The organism is Streptosporangium pseudovulgare, assembly GCF_014648055.1.
GTDB classification, from domain to species: domain Bacteria; phylum Actinomycetota; class Actinomycetes; order Streptosporangiales; family Streptosporangiaceae; genus Streptosporangium; species Streptosporangium pseudovulgare.
The window spans coordinates 22,785-35,301 of sequence record NZ_BMQJ01000017.1 but is presented as its reverse complement, the minus strand read 5'-3'; the positions used below and the strand labels follow the sequence as shown (position 1 = coordinate 35,301).

The 12,517-nt window shown below is 72.1% G+C and carries 19 protein-coding genes; 15 read left to right on the top strand and 4 right to left on the bottom strand.

Going from position 1 to position 12,517, the window contains the following annotated elements:
* Positions 1-75: 75 nt before the first annotated feature.
* Positions 76-1,077, bottom strand: coding sequence for a GlxA family transcriptional regulator (locus IEZ10_RS29090; RefSeq protein ID WP_189249722.1), 1,002 nt, complete (start codon positions 1,075-1,077; stop codon positions 76-78).
* 207 nt (positions 1,078-1,284) lie between these two features.
* On the opposite strand from IEZ10_RS29090, the gene IEZ10_RS29085 reads away from it, so the two are divergent.
* The 5 genes from IEZ10_RS29085 to IEZ10_RS29065 all read left to right on the top strand — a co-directional run bounded on the left by IEZ10_RS29085 (position 1,285) and on the right by IEZ10_RS29065 (position 4,177).
* The gene (locus IEZ10_RS29085; RefSeq protein WP_189249721.1) at positions 1,285-1,974 is read left to right on the top strand and encodes a DJ-1/PfpI family protein; all 690 of its coding nucleotides are present in this window, start codon (positions 1,285-1,287) and stop codon (positions 1,972-1,974) included.
* A 43-nt stretch (positions 1,975-2,017) separates the two neighbouring features.
* The gene (locus IEZ10_RS29080; protein WP_189249720.1) at positions 2,018-2,497 is read left to right on the top strand and encodes a hypothetical protein; all 480 of its coding nucleotides are present in this window, start codon (positions 2,018-2,020) and stop codon (positions 2,495-2,497) included.
* Positions 2,494-2,796 (top strand): hypothetical protein, encoded by a 303-nt coding sequence (locus IEZ10_RS29075; RefSeq protein WP_229811756.1) that lies wholly within the window; start codon positions 2,494-2,496, stop codon positions 2,794-2,796. Before IEZ10_RS29080 ends, IEZ10_RS29075 begins: the two co-directional genes overlap by 4 nt.
* Before the next feature lie 170 nt (positions 2,797-2,966).
* Complete coding sequence (locus IEZ10_RS29070; RefSeq protein WP_189249719.1) at positions 2,967-3,170, top strand: hypothetical protein; 204 nt, start codon at positions 2,967-2,969, stop codon at positions 3,168-3,170.
* A gap of 26 nt (positions 3,171-3,196) precedes the next feature.
* Complete coding sequence (locus IEZ10_RS29065) at positions 3,197-4,177, top strand: alpha/beta fold hydrolase (protein ID WP_189249718.1); 981 nt, start codon at positions 3,197-3,199, stop codon at positions 4,175-4,177.
* Between the two features lie 122 nt (positions 4,178-4,299).
* Here IEZ10_RS29065 and IEZ10_RS29060 read toward each other — a convergent pair whose 3' ends face one another.
* Positions 4,300-4,893: a helix-turn-helix domain-containing protein gene (locus IEZ10_RS29060; RefSeq protein ID WP_189249717.1), complete on the bottom strand. Its 594-nt coding sequence runs from the start codon at positions 4,891-4,893 to the stop codon at positions 4,300-4,302.
* Positions 4,894-5,182: 289 nt separating this feature from the next.
* On the opposite strand from IEZ10_RS29060, the gene IEZ10_RS29055 reads away from it, so the two are divergent.
* Positions 5,183-5,785, top strand: coding sequence for a class I SAM-dependent methyltransferase (locus IEZ10_RS29055; protein ID WP_189249716.1), 603 nt, complete (start codon positions 5,183-5,185; stop codon positions 5,783-5,785).
* A gap of 267 nt (positions 5,786-6,052) precedes the next feature.
* On the opposite strand, the gene IEZ10_RS29050 is transcribed toward IEZ10_RS29055, so the two are convergent.
* Complete coding sequence (locus IEZ10_RS29050; RefSeq protein WP_189249715.1) at positions 6,053-6,289, bottom strand: hypothetical protein; 237 nt, start codon at positions 6,287-6,289, stop codon at positions 6,053-6,055.
* Positions 6,290-6,377: 88 nt separating this feature from the next.
* On the opposite strand from IEZ10_RS29050, the gene IEZ10_RS29045 reads away from it, so the two are divergent.
* From IEZ10_RS29045 to IEZ10_RS29015, 7 genes are all read left to right on the top strand, one after another.
* Positions 6,378-6,638: a hypothetical protein gene (locus IEZ10_RS29045; RefSeq protein ID WP_189249714.1), complete on the top strand. Its 261-nt coding sequence runs from the start codon at positions 6,378-6,380 to the stop codon at positions 6,636-6,638.
* Between the two features lie 171 nt (positions 6,639-6,809).
* Positions 6,810-7,196 (top strand): DUF6907 domain-containing protein, encoded by a 387-nt coding sequence (locus IEZ10_RS29040; protein ID WP_189249713.1) that lies wholly within the window; start codon positions 6,810-6,812, stop codon positions 7,194-7,196.
* A gap of 76 nt (positions 7,197-7,272) precedes the next feature.
* On the top strand, positions 7,273-7,617 hold the full coding sequence (locus IEZ10_RS29035; protein WP_189249712.1) for a hypothetical protein: 345 nt from the start codon (positions 7,273-7,275) through the stop codon (positions 7,615-7,617).
* Positions 7,614-8,465 (top strand): hypothetical protein, encoded by an 852-nt coding sequence (locus IEZ10_RS39310; RefSeq protein WP_229811755.1) that lies wholly within the window; start codon positions 7,614-7,616, stop codon positions 8,463-8,465. The genes IEZ10_RS29035 and IEZ10_RS39310 overlap by 4 nt, the downstream gene beginning before the upstream one ends.
* A 74-nt stretch (positions 8,466-8,539) precedes the next feature.
* Positions 8,540-8,770: a hypothetical protein gene (locus IEZ10_RS29025; RefSeq protein WP_189249711.1), complete on the top strand. Its 231-nt coding sequence runs from the start codon at positions 8,540-8,542 to the stop codon at positions 8,768-8,770.
* Positions 8,767-9,153, top strand: coding sequence for a TraA-like protein (locus IEZ10_RS29020; RefSeq protein WP_189249710.1), 387 nt, complete (start codon positions 8,767-8,769; stop codon positions 9,151-9,153). The genes IEZ10_RS29025 and IEZ10_RS29020 overlap by 4 nt, the downstream gene beginning before the upstream one ends.
* Positions 9,154-9,176: 23 nt before the next feature.
* A complete protein-coding gene (locus tag IEZ10_RS29015; protein WP_189249709.1) occupies positions 9,177-11,078 on the top strand; it encodes a hypothetical protein in 1,902 nt (633 codons plus the stop codon).
* 478 nt (positions 11,079-11,556) lie between these two features.
* On the opposite strand, the gene IEZ10_RS29010 is transcribed toward IEZ10_RS29015, so the two are convergent.
* On the bottom strand, positions 11,557-11,814 hold the full coding sequence (locus IEZ10_RS29010; RefSeq protein WP_189249708.1) for a winged helix-turn-helix domain-containing protein: 258 nt from the start codon (positions 11,812-11,814) through the stop codon (positions 11,557-11,559).
* Positions 11,815-11,999: 185 nt separating this feature from the next.
* Here IEZ10_RS29010 and IEZ10_RS29005 point away from each other — a divergent pair, with 185 nt between their 5' ends.
* Positions 12,000-12,248, top strand: a complete 249-nt coding sequence (locus IEZ10_RS29005; protein WP_189249707.1) for a hypothetical protein — start codon at positions 12,000-12,002, stop codon at positions 12,246-12,248.
* Complete coding sequence (locus tag IEZ10_RS29000) at positions 12,245-12,469, top strand: BAR domain-containing protein (RefSeq protein ID WP_189249706.1); 225 nt, start codon at positions 12,245-12,247, stop codon at positions 12,467-12,469. The genes IEZ10_RS29005 and IEZ10_RS29000 overlap by 4 nt, the downstream gene beginning before the upstream one ends.
* Positions 12,470-12,517 lie beyond the last annotated feature (48 nt).

Here is a 12,517-nt window from a genome sequence, read left to right as displayed (position 1 = left end):
GAGCCGGCGGTCACCGGCTCCGGCTCGACGCTACGAGCCCGCGGGCACGGCGTTCGCAGGGGTGAGCGCCACGTTTCAACGGGATGTCGCCACGCCGCGGCCCTGGCGGTGACGCGGGTCACGGGTCACGGACGGGTGCCGGCCGAAGGTACGGCGGTAGGTGTGGGGGCTGACACCAGTGGTGCGCTTGAAACGGTCGCGGAAGGCCGTGGGCGAGCCGAAGCCGACCTGGGCGGCGATGCGCTCGACGGAGTGGTGCGTGGTCTCCAGGAGGTGCTGGGCCTGCCGGACGCGGGCCCGGTGGAGCCACTGGAGCGGGGTGGTGCCGGTCTGCTCGCTGAAGCGGCGTATCAGGGTCCGGGTGCTGACCCGGGCGTGGGCGGCGATGTCGGCGAGGGTGAGCTCGCGGCCGAGGTTGTCCTGCAGCCAGACGAGCAGGGGGTCGAGGGCGGAGCCCTGCGGGGTGGGCGGGTGGTCGTGGACGATGAACTGGGCCTGCCCGCCTTCGCGTTCGAGGGGCATGACGGACAGGCGGGCGGCGTCGGCGGCCACGGCCGAGCCGTAGTCGCGGCGGATCATGTGCAGGCACAGGTCCAGGCCCGCGGCGGCGCCGGCCGAGGTGAGGATCTGCCCGTTGTCGACGTACAGGACGCCCGGATCGACGTCGACCTCCGGGTGGGTGGCGGCCAGGAGGCCGGCGGCGATCCAGTGGGTGGTGGCCCGCAGACCGTCCAGCAGGCCGGTGGCGGCCAGGGGGAAGGTGCCCGCGCAGATGGAGGCGATGCGCGTGCCGTCCACGGCGGCCGCTCGCAGCGCGTCGCGGACCTCCGCGGTGGGCGGGACCTCCGGTGTGGCGGTGCCGGGCACGATGATCGTGTCCGCGCCCCTGAGCCCGTCGAGGCCCCAGGGCGCGCGCAGGGTGAAGGCGCCGGCGTCGATCTCCGGCCGCTCGGCGCACACGCGGACCTGGTAGCCGGGGCGCCCGTCCGGAAGCCGGGTACGGGTGAAGACCTCGATCGGGGTGGAGAGGTCGAACGGGATCACCTGGTCCAGCGCGAGAACGGCGACGGTGTGCATGGCCGGAATCTACCGCCCCGCCGGACGGCACACCCGGTCCCGGCTCCCTGGGATCGCCATCTCGGCGCAGCGTGGCGGCCTTCTTCCGATGTTGGCACTATTTCGTTGGGGACTGTCATAAATGCCACTGGGAGAGGGAGGTGGCGGCCCGTTACGTTCGGGGCGTACCCGGCGACCGGCCGGGCGTCCCGCATCCGAAGGATCCCCATGCACGCCCAGATCGTCCTGTTCGACGGCTTCGATCCGCTCGATGCCGTCTCCCCCTACGAGGTGCTCCACGCCGGCGGCACCGCCTCCGCGGGCGCGGTGACCGTGGAACTGGTCTCCGCCGAAGGACCCCGCGAGGTGGTCAGCGGCACCGGCGGGCTGGCGCTACGCGCCACCGCCGCCCTCGACCCCGGACGCGCGGGCCTGATCCTGGTCCCCGGCGCCTCGGGCCGCGTCGGAGAGCCCGGGGAGGCGCCCGGCCCGGACGCGGGCACCGAAGAGCGGCAGGGGGACGATTCCGTCACCGTACGGCTGGCCCGCGCCCTGACCACCGACCTGCCCGTGCTGCTGAAGGCGGCCATGGAGAACCCGGAGGTGACGGTCTGCACGGTGTGCGGCGGCTCGCTCCTGCTGGCCATGGCCGGTCTGCTGGGAGGACGCCACGCCACGACCCACCACCTGGGCATGGGCGCGCTCGGCGCGACCGGCGCCCACGCGGTGAACGCCCGCGTCGTCGACGACGGCGACCTCGTCAGCGGCGCCGGTGTCACCTCCGGGCTCGACCTGGGCCTGTACCTGCTGGAGCGTGAGGTCGGTCCCCGGGTCGCCCACGCCGTCGAGGAGCTGTTCGCCCACGAGCGCCGCGGCACCGTCTGGCGCGCTCAGGGACCCGCCCCCGCCGCCCTGTGACTGCCGAGACCACCCACGCCCTCCAGGCAACCGAGCATCGAACATGACGAAACTCTTCCTCTCCCTGCACGTCCTGGTCGCCGTCGTGGCCGTCGGCCCGGTCACCGTCGCCGCCGGCATGTTCCCCCCGGCCCTGCGTCGCGCCCGCCGTATCGCCGGGGACGTCCCCGGCGACCGGGACGCGCTCGCTACCCTGCGGACGCTGCACCGTATCTGCCGGGTGTACGCGACCGTCGGCATCGGCGTGCCCGTCTTCGGGTTCGCCACGGCGAGCAGCCTCGGCGTCCTGGGCGACGGATGGCTGATCGCCTCGATCCTGCTGACCGCCGCGGCCGCCGCCGTCCTGGCCCTGCTGATCCTGCCCGCCCAGAGCCGTGAGCTCGCGGCCCTGGGGGACGCGACCGCAGGCCCCGACCCCCGCGTGCCCGGCCGCCTGTCCATGCTCACCGGCGTCTTCAACCTGCTGTGGGCCACGGTCACCGTACTGATGATCATCCGCCCCGGCTCCACCACCGGGGTGTGACCGTGGACGTTCGCCACCTGCGCGTCGCCGCGCACCTCGAACTCGCCTCGCTGGTCATCATGCTGGCCAACATCGCCACCGTGCACCTGAAGCCCGTCTCCTCCCTGATGGGCCCGGCCCACGGCTGCGCCTACCTCTTCGTCGTCGTGGCGGCCTGGCGTCTCGGACAGGCCACGGTCGCCGTCAGGGCGGCCGCCCTCCTCCCCGGCGTCGGCGGCCTCCTCGCGCTGCGCCTGCTCGGCCGCGCCCGGGTCACCGAGCGGCACGGCCGGGGCGGCGAGGAAACGGTCCCGTCCTGAATGCCTCCCCCGTTCCGGGAAGCCGCCGGCCGCCACCTGGCGCGCCGAGTACGGCACGGCCGGCGCACGCGGCGCCTGACGTCCCCGGAGACCGCCCGGCGCGTTCCACCGCGGTGGAACGGATTTGCTGAATCCGCAAACGAATTCGCCATCCGGGCGGAATCCTCCGCATGCCCGGCGTGCCCGGCGTGCCCGGCGTGCCCGGCGTGCCCGGCGTGCCCGGCGTGCCCGGCGTGCCCGGCGTGCCCGGCGTGCCCGGCGTGCCCGGCGTGCTCGGCGTGCTCGGCGTGCTCGGCATGTTCGGCATGTTCGGCGCCGAGGCAGTCGAGGCAGCTGGCGAAACGGAACGACGGACGGGGCCACCGGGGCGTTGAAGGCCGGCGGTCCCGAAGGAGGGCGCATGTCGCGACAGGCCATGGAGATCACACATCGATCGGTGTCCTCACCGGGGGGCCGGATCCACATCGCGGAGCAGGGAACCGGGCCGCTGGTGCTGCTCGTCCACGGCTTCCCGGAAACCTGGTACTCCTGGCGCCACCAGATGCCGGTGCTCGCGGCGGCGGGATATCGCGCGGTCGCCCTCGACGTACGCGGCTACGGCCGTTCCTCAGCGCCGGCCGCGACGGACGCGTACCGGATGCTCGACCTGGTGGAGGACAACGTCGCGGTGGTGCGCGCCCTCGGCGAGGAAACGGCGGTCGTCGTCGGCCACGACTGGGGCGCCACCATCGCCGCCACCTCCGCCCTGCTCAGGCCGGAGGTCTTCCGGGCGGTGGGGCTGCTGAGCGTTCCCTACACCCCTCCCGGCGGGCCCCGTCCCAGCGACGTCTTCGCCGGGATGGGCGGGGACGAGGAGTTCTACGTCTCGTACTTCCAGGAGCCGGGCCGCGCCGAGGCGGAGATCGAACCGGATGTGCGCGGCTGGCTCGCGGGCTTCTACGCGGCCCTGTCCGCCGACACCATGCCACCGCCCGGCGCCCCCGACCCGCACTTCGCCGGCAGAGGGGGGACGCTGCGCGACCGTTTCCCCGCCGGACGGCTGCCCGCGTGGCTCGGCGAGCGGGACCTCGACGTCTACGCCGGAGAGTTCGAACGCACGGGCGTCACCGGGGCTCTCAACCGCTACCGGAACATGGACCGCGACTGGGAGGACCTCGCCGCCTTCGACGGCGCCCCCGTCACCCAGCCGTCCCTATTCGTCGGCGGCGCTCTGGACGCCTCCACGACCTGGCTGGCCGGCGCGATCGAGGCGTACCCGGCCACGCTGCCGGGCCTGGTCTCCTGCCACATCCTCGACGGCTGCGGCCACTGGGTCCAGGAGGAGCGTCCCGCCGAGGTCAACCGGCTCCTGACCGACTGGCTCGCCACCCTGCCCGCCTGACGGATCCGCCTGACGTGCCCGCGCGCCACCCGGTGAGGTGGAGCCGGATGACGGGGCGGCACCGCCCGGACCGTCGCGCCCTGTTCACGGGCGGAGCCGGCCGAGGTCCGCTTCCGCGCCGGTCAGAGGCCGTCGGGGCGGTATCTGGCCCGGATGTGGACGCGTTCCCCCTGGGGGCCGAAGATGCTGAGGAACTCCACCGGGCGCTCGTCGGCGTTGCCGAACCAGTGCGGGAGATGGGTGTCGAACTCGGCGACCTCGCCGTCCGCGAGGACGAAGTCCCTGTCGCCGAGCACGAGGCGCAGGCGGCCGTTGAGGACGTACAGCCAGTGGTATCCCTCGTGGGATCGGGGGTCGGGCTCGCGCCCGTCGGTCAGGCCGGCGGGAAGGATGTGCTTGAACGCCTGCAGCCCGCCGGGTTTGCGGGTCAGGGGGACGATGGTCACTCCGTCGCGGATGACCGGCTTCGGGTACACCCGGGGGTCGAGATCGGCCGGGGCGCCGACGAGTTCGTCGATCGGCATCCGGTAGGCCCTGGCCAGGGGCAGCAGGAGTTCGAGGCCGGGCCTGCGGTGCCCGGACTCCAGCCGGGACAGGGTGCTGACCGGAATGCCGGTGGTCTCGGACAGGGCGGTCAGCGTGACGCCGCGGCGACGGCGCAGTTCGCGCAGCCGGGGCCCGACCGCGGTCAGCACGGCGTCGAGGTCATCGTCCATACGGCCACTGTGCCCACATTTTTGCATTTTCCGCAAAGAAGTTTGCCGGGAGGGCGAAACGGGGGCACCTTGGCGCCGGAGGTGGCCGCGACGACCCGGGGTTCCCGGGCGGCGACGGCGATCAGCACGACGCGGCGGCGACCGGTGCCGCCGGAACCGGCGGGACACGCGCCCACGACCGGCGGGACGCACGACCGCGACCGGCGGGACGGCGGACCCGCGACGGCGGCCGGACCGGCGGCTCGCCGGGCCGGCCGCCACCAGAGAGACCGACGAGAGGACCGAACCCATGGACGCAGACCGGTGGGACGAGATGTACCGCAGCCGCGACCGCCTGTTCAGCGGCAACCCCAACGGCGTGCTCGTCACCGAGATCACCGACCTGCCGCCGGGCCGGGCGCTCGACGTCGGATGCGGTGAGGGCGCCGACGCGCTCTGGCTGGCCCGGCGCGGCTGGCAGGTCACCGGGATCGACATATCCGAGACCGCCCTGCGACGCGCCGCGGCCTCCGCCGCGGACGTCGAGGGCCGCGTGGCCTGGGAGCGGGCCGACCTCATGACCACACCGCCCCCGGCGGGCGCCTTCGACCTGGTGTCCGTCCAGTACTTCCCGCTCCTGCGCCGGGCGGGCCGGGCCGCGCCGCGCGGCCTGCTGGACGCCGTCGCCCCCGGCGGCACCCTGCTCTTCGTCACCCACGCCCTCGCCGACCTGCCCCCGCACCCGGAGGGGGACTTCGACCCCGCCGACTACTACCAGGTCGACGACATCGCCCGGCTCCTCGACCGCACCTGGGACGTCCTCGTCAACGAGACCCGCCCCCGCGTCGTCCCGCCGCCCGCCGGCACGCACCACGCCCACGACACCGTCCTGCGGGCACGGCGCCTGCCGTAACCCGGCCCCGGGAAAGCCTGGGGGCCCGGCTCCGAGGAGCCGGGCCCCTTCCGGCCCGCGTGCCCGCCGGATCGGCGACGTGGCGTCAGGTCGCTAGACGTTGAAGCGGAAGTCTGGGGCCAGCGCGGCGACCTGGGAAAACGCTCCGACCAAGCTTCTGACCTGCGGGTTTTTGCGTTTGCTGGCGTTGACGATATTCGGGGATGTTCGGAGGTCTTGCGGACTTCCCGCGGACCGCGGACCGAACTCCCCCGCGAACCTCCCCGCTCAGCTCGACGCCTTGCCGCCTTTCGTCCTGGCCTCAATGCCGTGCTCTCTGGCGAGCTTCCGCACGTACGCATCGGTGAAGGGTGAGCGCTTCACGACGTCGGTCGGCCTCTCGCCGGCCTTGAGCGCGGCCACCACGTCGGCGATCACGGCCGTGCGTGACCTCTCGTGTTCCGCCTCGGTCTGGCGGTACCGGCGGGTGCTGTCGTCGAGGGCTTCAAGCGGGTTCTTCGTCATGCGCAACAGATTAGCGCAACAGGGTTGCGGTTGCCACAGGGAACCGCTACTGTTTAGCGCAACAGAGAACCGCAACACAGGAGCGAATATGACCATCACCGACCGCATCCGCGCCGCCTACACCCGCGCCTCCCTGGGTCGCCCCGGTCGGCCCGTCCGCCTCGACGCGATCCGCGTCACCCTGGTCGACCTCCCCCGGGACCTGGTGGACGCCACGCTGCAGGACATGGCCACCCAGGACGGCGTCAGCCTCACCGCTCAGCGCAACCCGCGGATGCTCACCCTCGGACAGAAGGTGGCGGCCGTGACCATCGACGGCGAGGACAAGCACCTCATCGCCATCCGCTAGGCCCCGCGGGGCGGCCTCCGGGCCGCCCCAGGGCTGGCCCTGCGCTCGCCGTACCTCCCCGAGAGCTACAGCGAGCGGAAGGCCAGACCTCCCAATGCACGGCGGGCCCGCCCGGTCTCGACCACCGGGACGGGCCCTGGATCGGAACCACCCAAGGAAAGGTCCCTCACCGTGGACAAGCGTACGACCCCCACCGCTGACCGTCCCGCCGACGTCGAGGTGCCCGCGTGGCTCACCGGCCCGTGCCCGGCCTGGTGCAGCGCCCTTCATAGCGCCTCCGACCACCCCGACGACCGCCACCACGACGGCGTCAGCGCCGCGGTCGAGCTGACCACGATGGACTTCATCAACTACGGGGCGCCCACCCGGCCGAACTACCGGCCCCAGGTCGCGCTGATCGACCTCATCCAGGGCTACCGCGAGGCCGAGCCGCGGGTGTGCGTCGTCGAGGGCTCCGACCGCTTCCTGTTCTACCTGTCGCTGGCCGAGGCCGAGGAGTTCGCCGGCCACCTGCTGCAGCTGGTCGCCACGGCCCGCGGCGAGTCCGACCCCTCCTAGCAAGACGGCCCCGGCCGGTGCGCGAACACCGGCCGGGGCCTCGACCCCATCCCCTGATCACACCAGGAGAGAGATCGTGGAACCGACCGTATCGTCCCCCGCGCCGTGCCCCAAGTGGTGCGTCGCCGACCACACCACCGACACCGCCGGCGAGCGCCTCCACCTCGCCTACGTCGGCCCGTTCAGCGGCCCCGGCGAGGTGATGCTCCGCTACGCCCAGGCCGACACCCCTGACGGCCGGACCCCGGTCGTGGTGCACCTGTCGTTCCTGTCCGAGGGCCGCCGCTTCCTGACCGACATCGACTGGCCGATCGCGATGGACTGGTCGCGGATCCTCGCCGGCCTCGACATCCGCTCCCTCGGCGAGTTCGCCGCGGCGCTGGGCAAGGTGGCTGAGCGGACCATGGGTGATGAGGCATGAGCGGCGGCAAGGCGCCGGCGCGGTGGCCGCTGCTGCTGCTCGCGCTGCCCGCCGGGGTGGCCACCTGGTCAGGCTGGGTTGGCCTGGGGCAGAAGACGGGCTTCGGCCTGGTGACGCCGCTTCCGGGCATCGCGGACGGCTTCCAGATCAACACGGCGATCACGCTCCCCATCGGGGTGGAGACCTACGCCGCGTACGCGCTGGGGACGTGGCTGTCGTCGAGCCCGGCTCTGTCGGCGGGGACCCGGAGGTTCGCGAAGTGGTCGTCGATCGGGTCGCTGCTGCTGGGCATGCTCGGTCAGGTCGCCTACCACCTGCTGGAGGTCGCCGGCTACGCCACGGCGCCCGGGTGGATCGTCACGGTGGTCTCCTGCCTGCCGGTGCTGGTGCTCGGCATGGGCGCCGGGCTGGGGCACATGCTGTCCCGCGACGCTCAGGAGTACGCCGCGGCGGCGACCGTACCCGCCGAGGAACCGCCCGCGGATGACGTACCTGCCGTACCTGAGCCCGTACCCGACCCCGAGCCGGACCCGGAACCGGACCCCGCGGCGCGACGGGCGGTGGCGGACCTGATCGCGTTCGTCCACCGCGTCGGCGACCGCCTTCCCGAGCCTGCCGTACCCGGCAGTTTCGCCGTACCCGAACCCGTACCTGGCGGTGTACCCGAGGGTGTACCTGAAGGCGATGACCTGGCCGTTCAGGCAGCCGAGCGGTACCGGCCCATGCTCGCCGCGGGCAAGCTCCCGTCGTTTCGGACGCTGAAGAACGAGATGCGGATCGGCCAGGAGAGAGCGCAGCAGGTACGCGCGTACCTGGCGACGCTGACCCGTACCCAGGCCCGTACCTGACCCCTGTGCCCGCCCCGGGCCGCATCGACCAAGAGCACCCGGGGCGGGCCCTCCCCATGAAGAGGAGAGACCCCATGATCCACCATGCCCCCCGCCCCAGCGTGTGGGCGGGGCTGTACGCCGTGCTGTGCCTGCTGCTGTCGGCGCTCGATGACCTGGTGGCCGCGCTCGCCGGCGCCCGTCCCCTCCGCCGGGACGCCGCGGACTTCGCCCGCCTGGTCGGCGACGCCTACCGCACCGGCAAGAACCACGTCGCCGAGGGTGACGTGCTCGACGACGACGACATCGAGGAGGACGGCCAGTGAGCACCGACAGGCCGGGCCGGGCCCGTATCCCTGAGCTGTCCAACATCCCATGGCAGGGGCCGGTGGCCATCACCAACTACGCCCAGATCGGGCGGGCCCTGTGCCGGGACCTCGGCGGCGAGTTCGAGATGGCCAGCGAAGAGCTGTACGCCGTCCTGATCCGCAGCTTCAAGGGTCACCCGGTGCTTGCCCTGCTCGGCGGCCCGGACGTGCGCTTGCGGGCCCGCCGTGTGGTGCGGCGCCTCAAGCGCGCCGCGGAGCTGCAGAAGGGATCTGCGGTCGAGATGGTGAAGTTTCACCAGCAGTTCCGCAAGGAGTTCATCGAGCAGCTTCCCGCCATCAAGGACAAGAAGAAGCCGGTCTTCAACTGGGATGACGTGTGATGGCCACCCGTAGCAAGGAACTCGTGCCCGTCGATGTTGAGTCGAGCCTGCAGAAGGTGGCCGCGCAGGGCGTGTCCAAGCTGGTCACCCTCGCATCGCCGTGGGTGGTGGGCCTGCTGCTGTTCGGCGTCGGTTCGGCCTTCCACTTCATCCTCGACACCGACGATCCCGCCGTGGCGTCCTGGACGGCGTTCCTGATGTCGGTGGGGGTGATCGTGCTGACCGGCGTGACCTACGGCCAGTCGCACGCCCGCGGCCCGTGGGGCAAGACGCACACCACCGCCACGACGCTGCTGACCGGTCTGTGGGTGACGGCCGCCACGATCAACGGCCCCACCACCGTCGTCACGGGCCGTATCGCGTTGATCGGCGGGTTCACCCTGTGCGCCACCTGGAACATCCGCACCGTGATCAGGATGAAGGGGTGGGACGCGCCGGGCGCCCTGGCCGATCCGCTGGCGATGCTGTTCGGGCAGGGCGCCGAGCGGGCCGGCCTGGCGGTCGAGGCGCGCACCACCGCGGCGACCGAGCACAAGGTCGAGGGCGCCGTACAGCTGGAGGCCGGGCGGCAGACCGCCGAGGACCTGCAGAAGAAGGTCCCGTACATCGAGAGCGGCATCGGGTTGCCCCCGGGCAGCATCACGACGGCCATCGACCCGGACGACGCGAGCCGGGCGACGGTCGTCATCAGTGATCCGCGGGTGATGAAGCACCCGATCCCGTGGCCGGGACCGTCGAGGCCGGGCGGCTCGATCGCCGACCCGCTTCGCCACGGGCTGTGGCAGGACCTCGACGAAGTCGCGTACGTCATCGTGGGCCACCACCTGCAGATCATGGGGCAGACCGGGTCCGGCAAGTCGATCGGCGGGGCATGGAACCTGCTCGGCGAGATCGTCACCCGCTACGACGCCGCGGTGTTCGCCATCGACATCACGAAGGGCACGCAGACGCTCGGCCCGCTCGCCGAGGCGCTGCACCGCTTCGAGACGACGAAGGCCGGCGCGAAGGCGCTCTTGGCGGACGTGCAGGCCCGGGTGAAGGAACGCACCGACCAGCTCGCCGCGAAGAACCTGCAGAAGTGGAAGCCCGGGTGCGGCCTGACGTACTGGATCGTGTGGATCGAGGAGTTCCCCGACGTCTACGACGCTCTGAGCGACAAGGAGCAGGAGGCGTTCCTGAGCATGCTCAAGGCGATCCGCTCGGCGGGCGGGTCGGTTGTCATGAGCCTGCAGCGCAGCGACTACACGCAGATGCCGACCCTGGCGCGCGGCCAGCTCGCCAAGGCGTGCTTCGGCGTCGAGTCCGGGCACGATGCCGGGTTTGGCCTGTCGGAGGCTCAGCAGGACGTCGGCGCCCGCCCCGAGCTCTGGTCGAACAAGCAGCCCGGCATGACGTACTGGGACGCCCCCAGCATCCCGGACGAGCGGATCGCCATGCCGATGCGGACCTTCGCCTGGGGTCTCGACGGCCGCGGCCAGTTCGACGACGAGCGGGCCAACGCGGCGATGCGCGAGCACGCCGCCGCCTGGCCGGCCGCCGCGAAGCCGGTCGACGAAGGAACCGCGGCGATCTCCCGCCTTCCGAGCGGCGGCCAGGCGCTCGCCGCCCCGCCCGAAGCGCTGGAACACGCCATCGACGCCACCGACGACGAAGATGAGGAGGTGCGCAACGTAGCGAGCGAGTACCTGACCGAGGACGACCCCGACCCCGAGGTTCAGGCCGGCCCCGATGACCCGATCGTCGACGACCCCAGCGACCCCGAATGGGAGTTCGCGCCGCCGGAGGTCACCATGACGCCTCAGCAGCGCGGAGAGGCGCTCATGGCGCACATCCAAGGGCTATGGGACGGCGGGGCCCGCGACTTCGCCACACGCGATCTCAGGCCACTCTGGGAGTCGACGGACATGAGCCGGGCGTGGGCGTAGAAGCAACTCAAGAAGCTGGTCGAGGCCGACGTGCTCGGCTACGACGACGACGCCCAGCGCTACCTCATGCCCGAGCGGCCCGAGGTCGACTGACTCGGTGGTGAGCCCGTCACCCTGACGGGCTCACCCTCGCGCGTACGGCTGCGCGTGGGCTGCGCGCCACGAAGTGTTGATCTTGCTGCCACGGGTGCCACGCCCCCGCCACGGGGGTGCCACGAAGGGGTGCCACGGTCCGTGGCACCCCTTCTGACCTGTAACCCTCTCCCGCGTAGCACCCCAGCCCCTCCGCGAGGTGCCACGCCCACCCGGGTGGGAGCTGTCTCCCACCCTGTGAAGGGTCCGGCCGGAAGCTTCCCGGCGCCGGGAAGCTGCTCGGCGCTGACCATGTCGGTGACGTCACCAACAAGGTCGGCATGCCGTGGCAGCGCAGGATGACCGCCTTGCCGCGCCCGGGGGAACGAATCGTTCCTCCCGCCGCTCAATCGCCCGGCTCGATGATGAAGGTTCCCTTCGCCGGCAAGGTGACGACCACGCCGCGCTTCCGGAGTTCGGCGACGGCTCGGCGGACGGTGCCGATCGCCACGCCGTACTCGACGGCGAGGTCGCGTTCCCCGGGCAGGCGGGCGCCCGGGTTGAGGTCGCCGCTGCGGATCCGCAGGGCGATGTGGTCGGCCAGCGCCGCATACGTGTATTGGGCCGGTCCGGGTTCGAAGGGCGGGACGTCCGTATCTGCCATGCGCCTCACTGTAAAACTACGCTGAGCTGCACAAACGTATAGGTAGCGGCCTACTGCTATACACCGCTCCCCGCCGCGTCATATCTTTGGGTGGCGCTGTCGCCACGCAGCGCACACAAGACAATGGCCGCCCCGGTGCTGAGCACACCGGAACGGCCTTTCGGCTGGACGATGGAGGTCCACCCATGGCCAACGATACGGCTCCTGAACACGCATCGCCGATCGAGTTCACTGCCCAGCGGCGCGCTGACCTCATCCGCGCCATCAGCCGCGCGTACCCGCCCTACCGCGTGTGGTGGTCCGCGGGCATCTACTACGCCCCCGGCCCCAACCCGGGCCCCGAAGGCGGATCCCACACCCTCTACGACACCACCGCCGGCGACCTGTGCAAGCAGCTCGCCGCCGCACTGGGCCGGAAGGGGGTCGAGCTGTGACCCCCGAAGAGGTCGAGAAGATGCACGCCAAGGCCCGCCGGAAGAGCCGGGATCCCGAACGGCTCGATCAGCTTCGCGACAAGGCCATGAAGGAGGCCGGCGGCGGCACGCCGGAAGGCCTTGCCCACGCCATCACTATCTACGACGCCTGGGCCGAGTTCCGGGCGGCGATCCGCCCCGACCCACGCACGATGATCCACCTGTACCGCGATCCCATGTAGAGGTCTTCCGGTCGCGCGCCGGCCGGAGGAGTCCGCGGCACGTCGAGG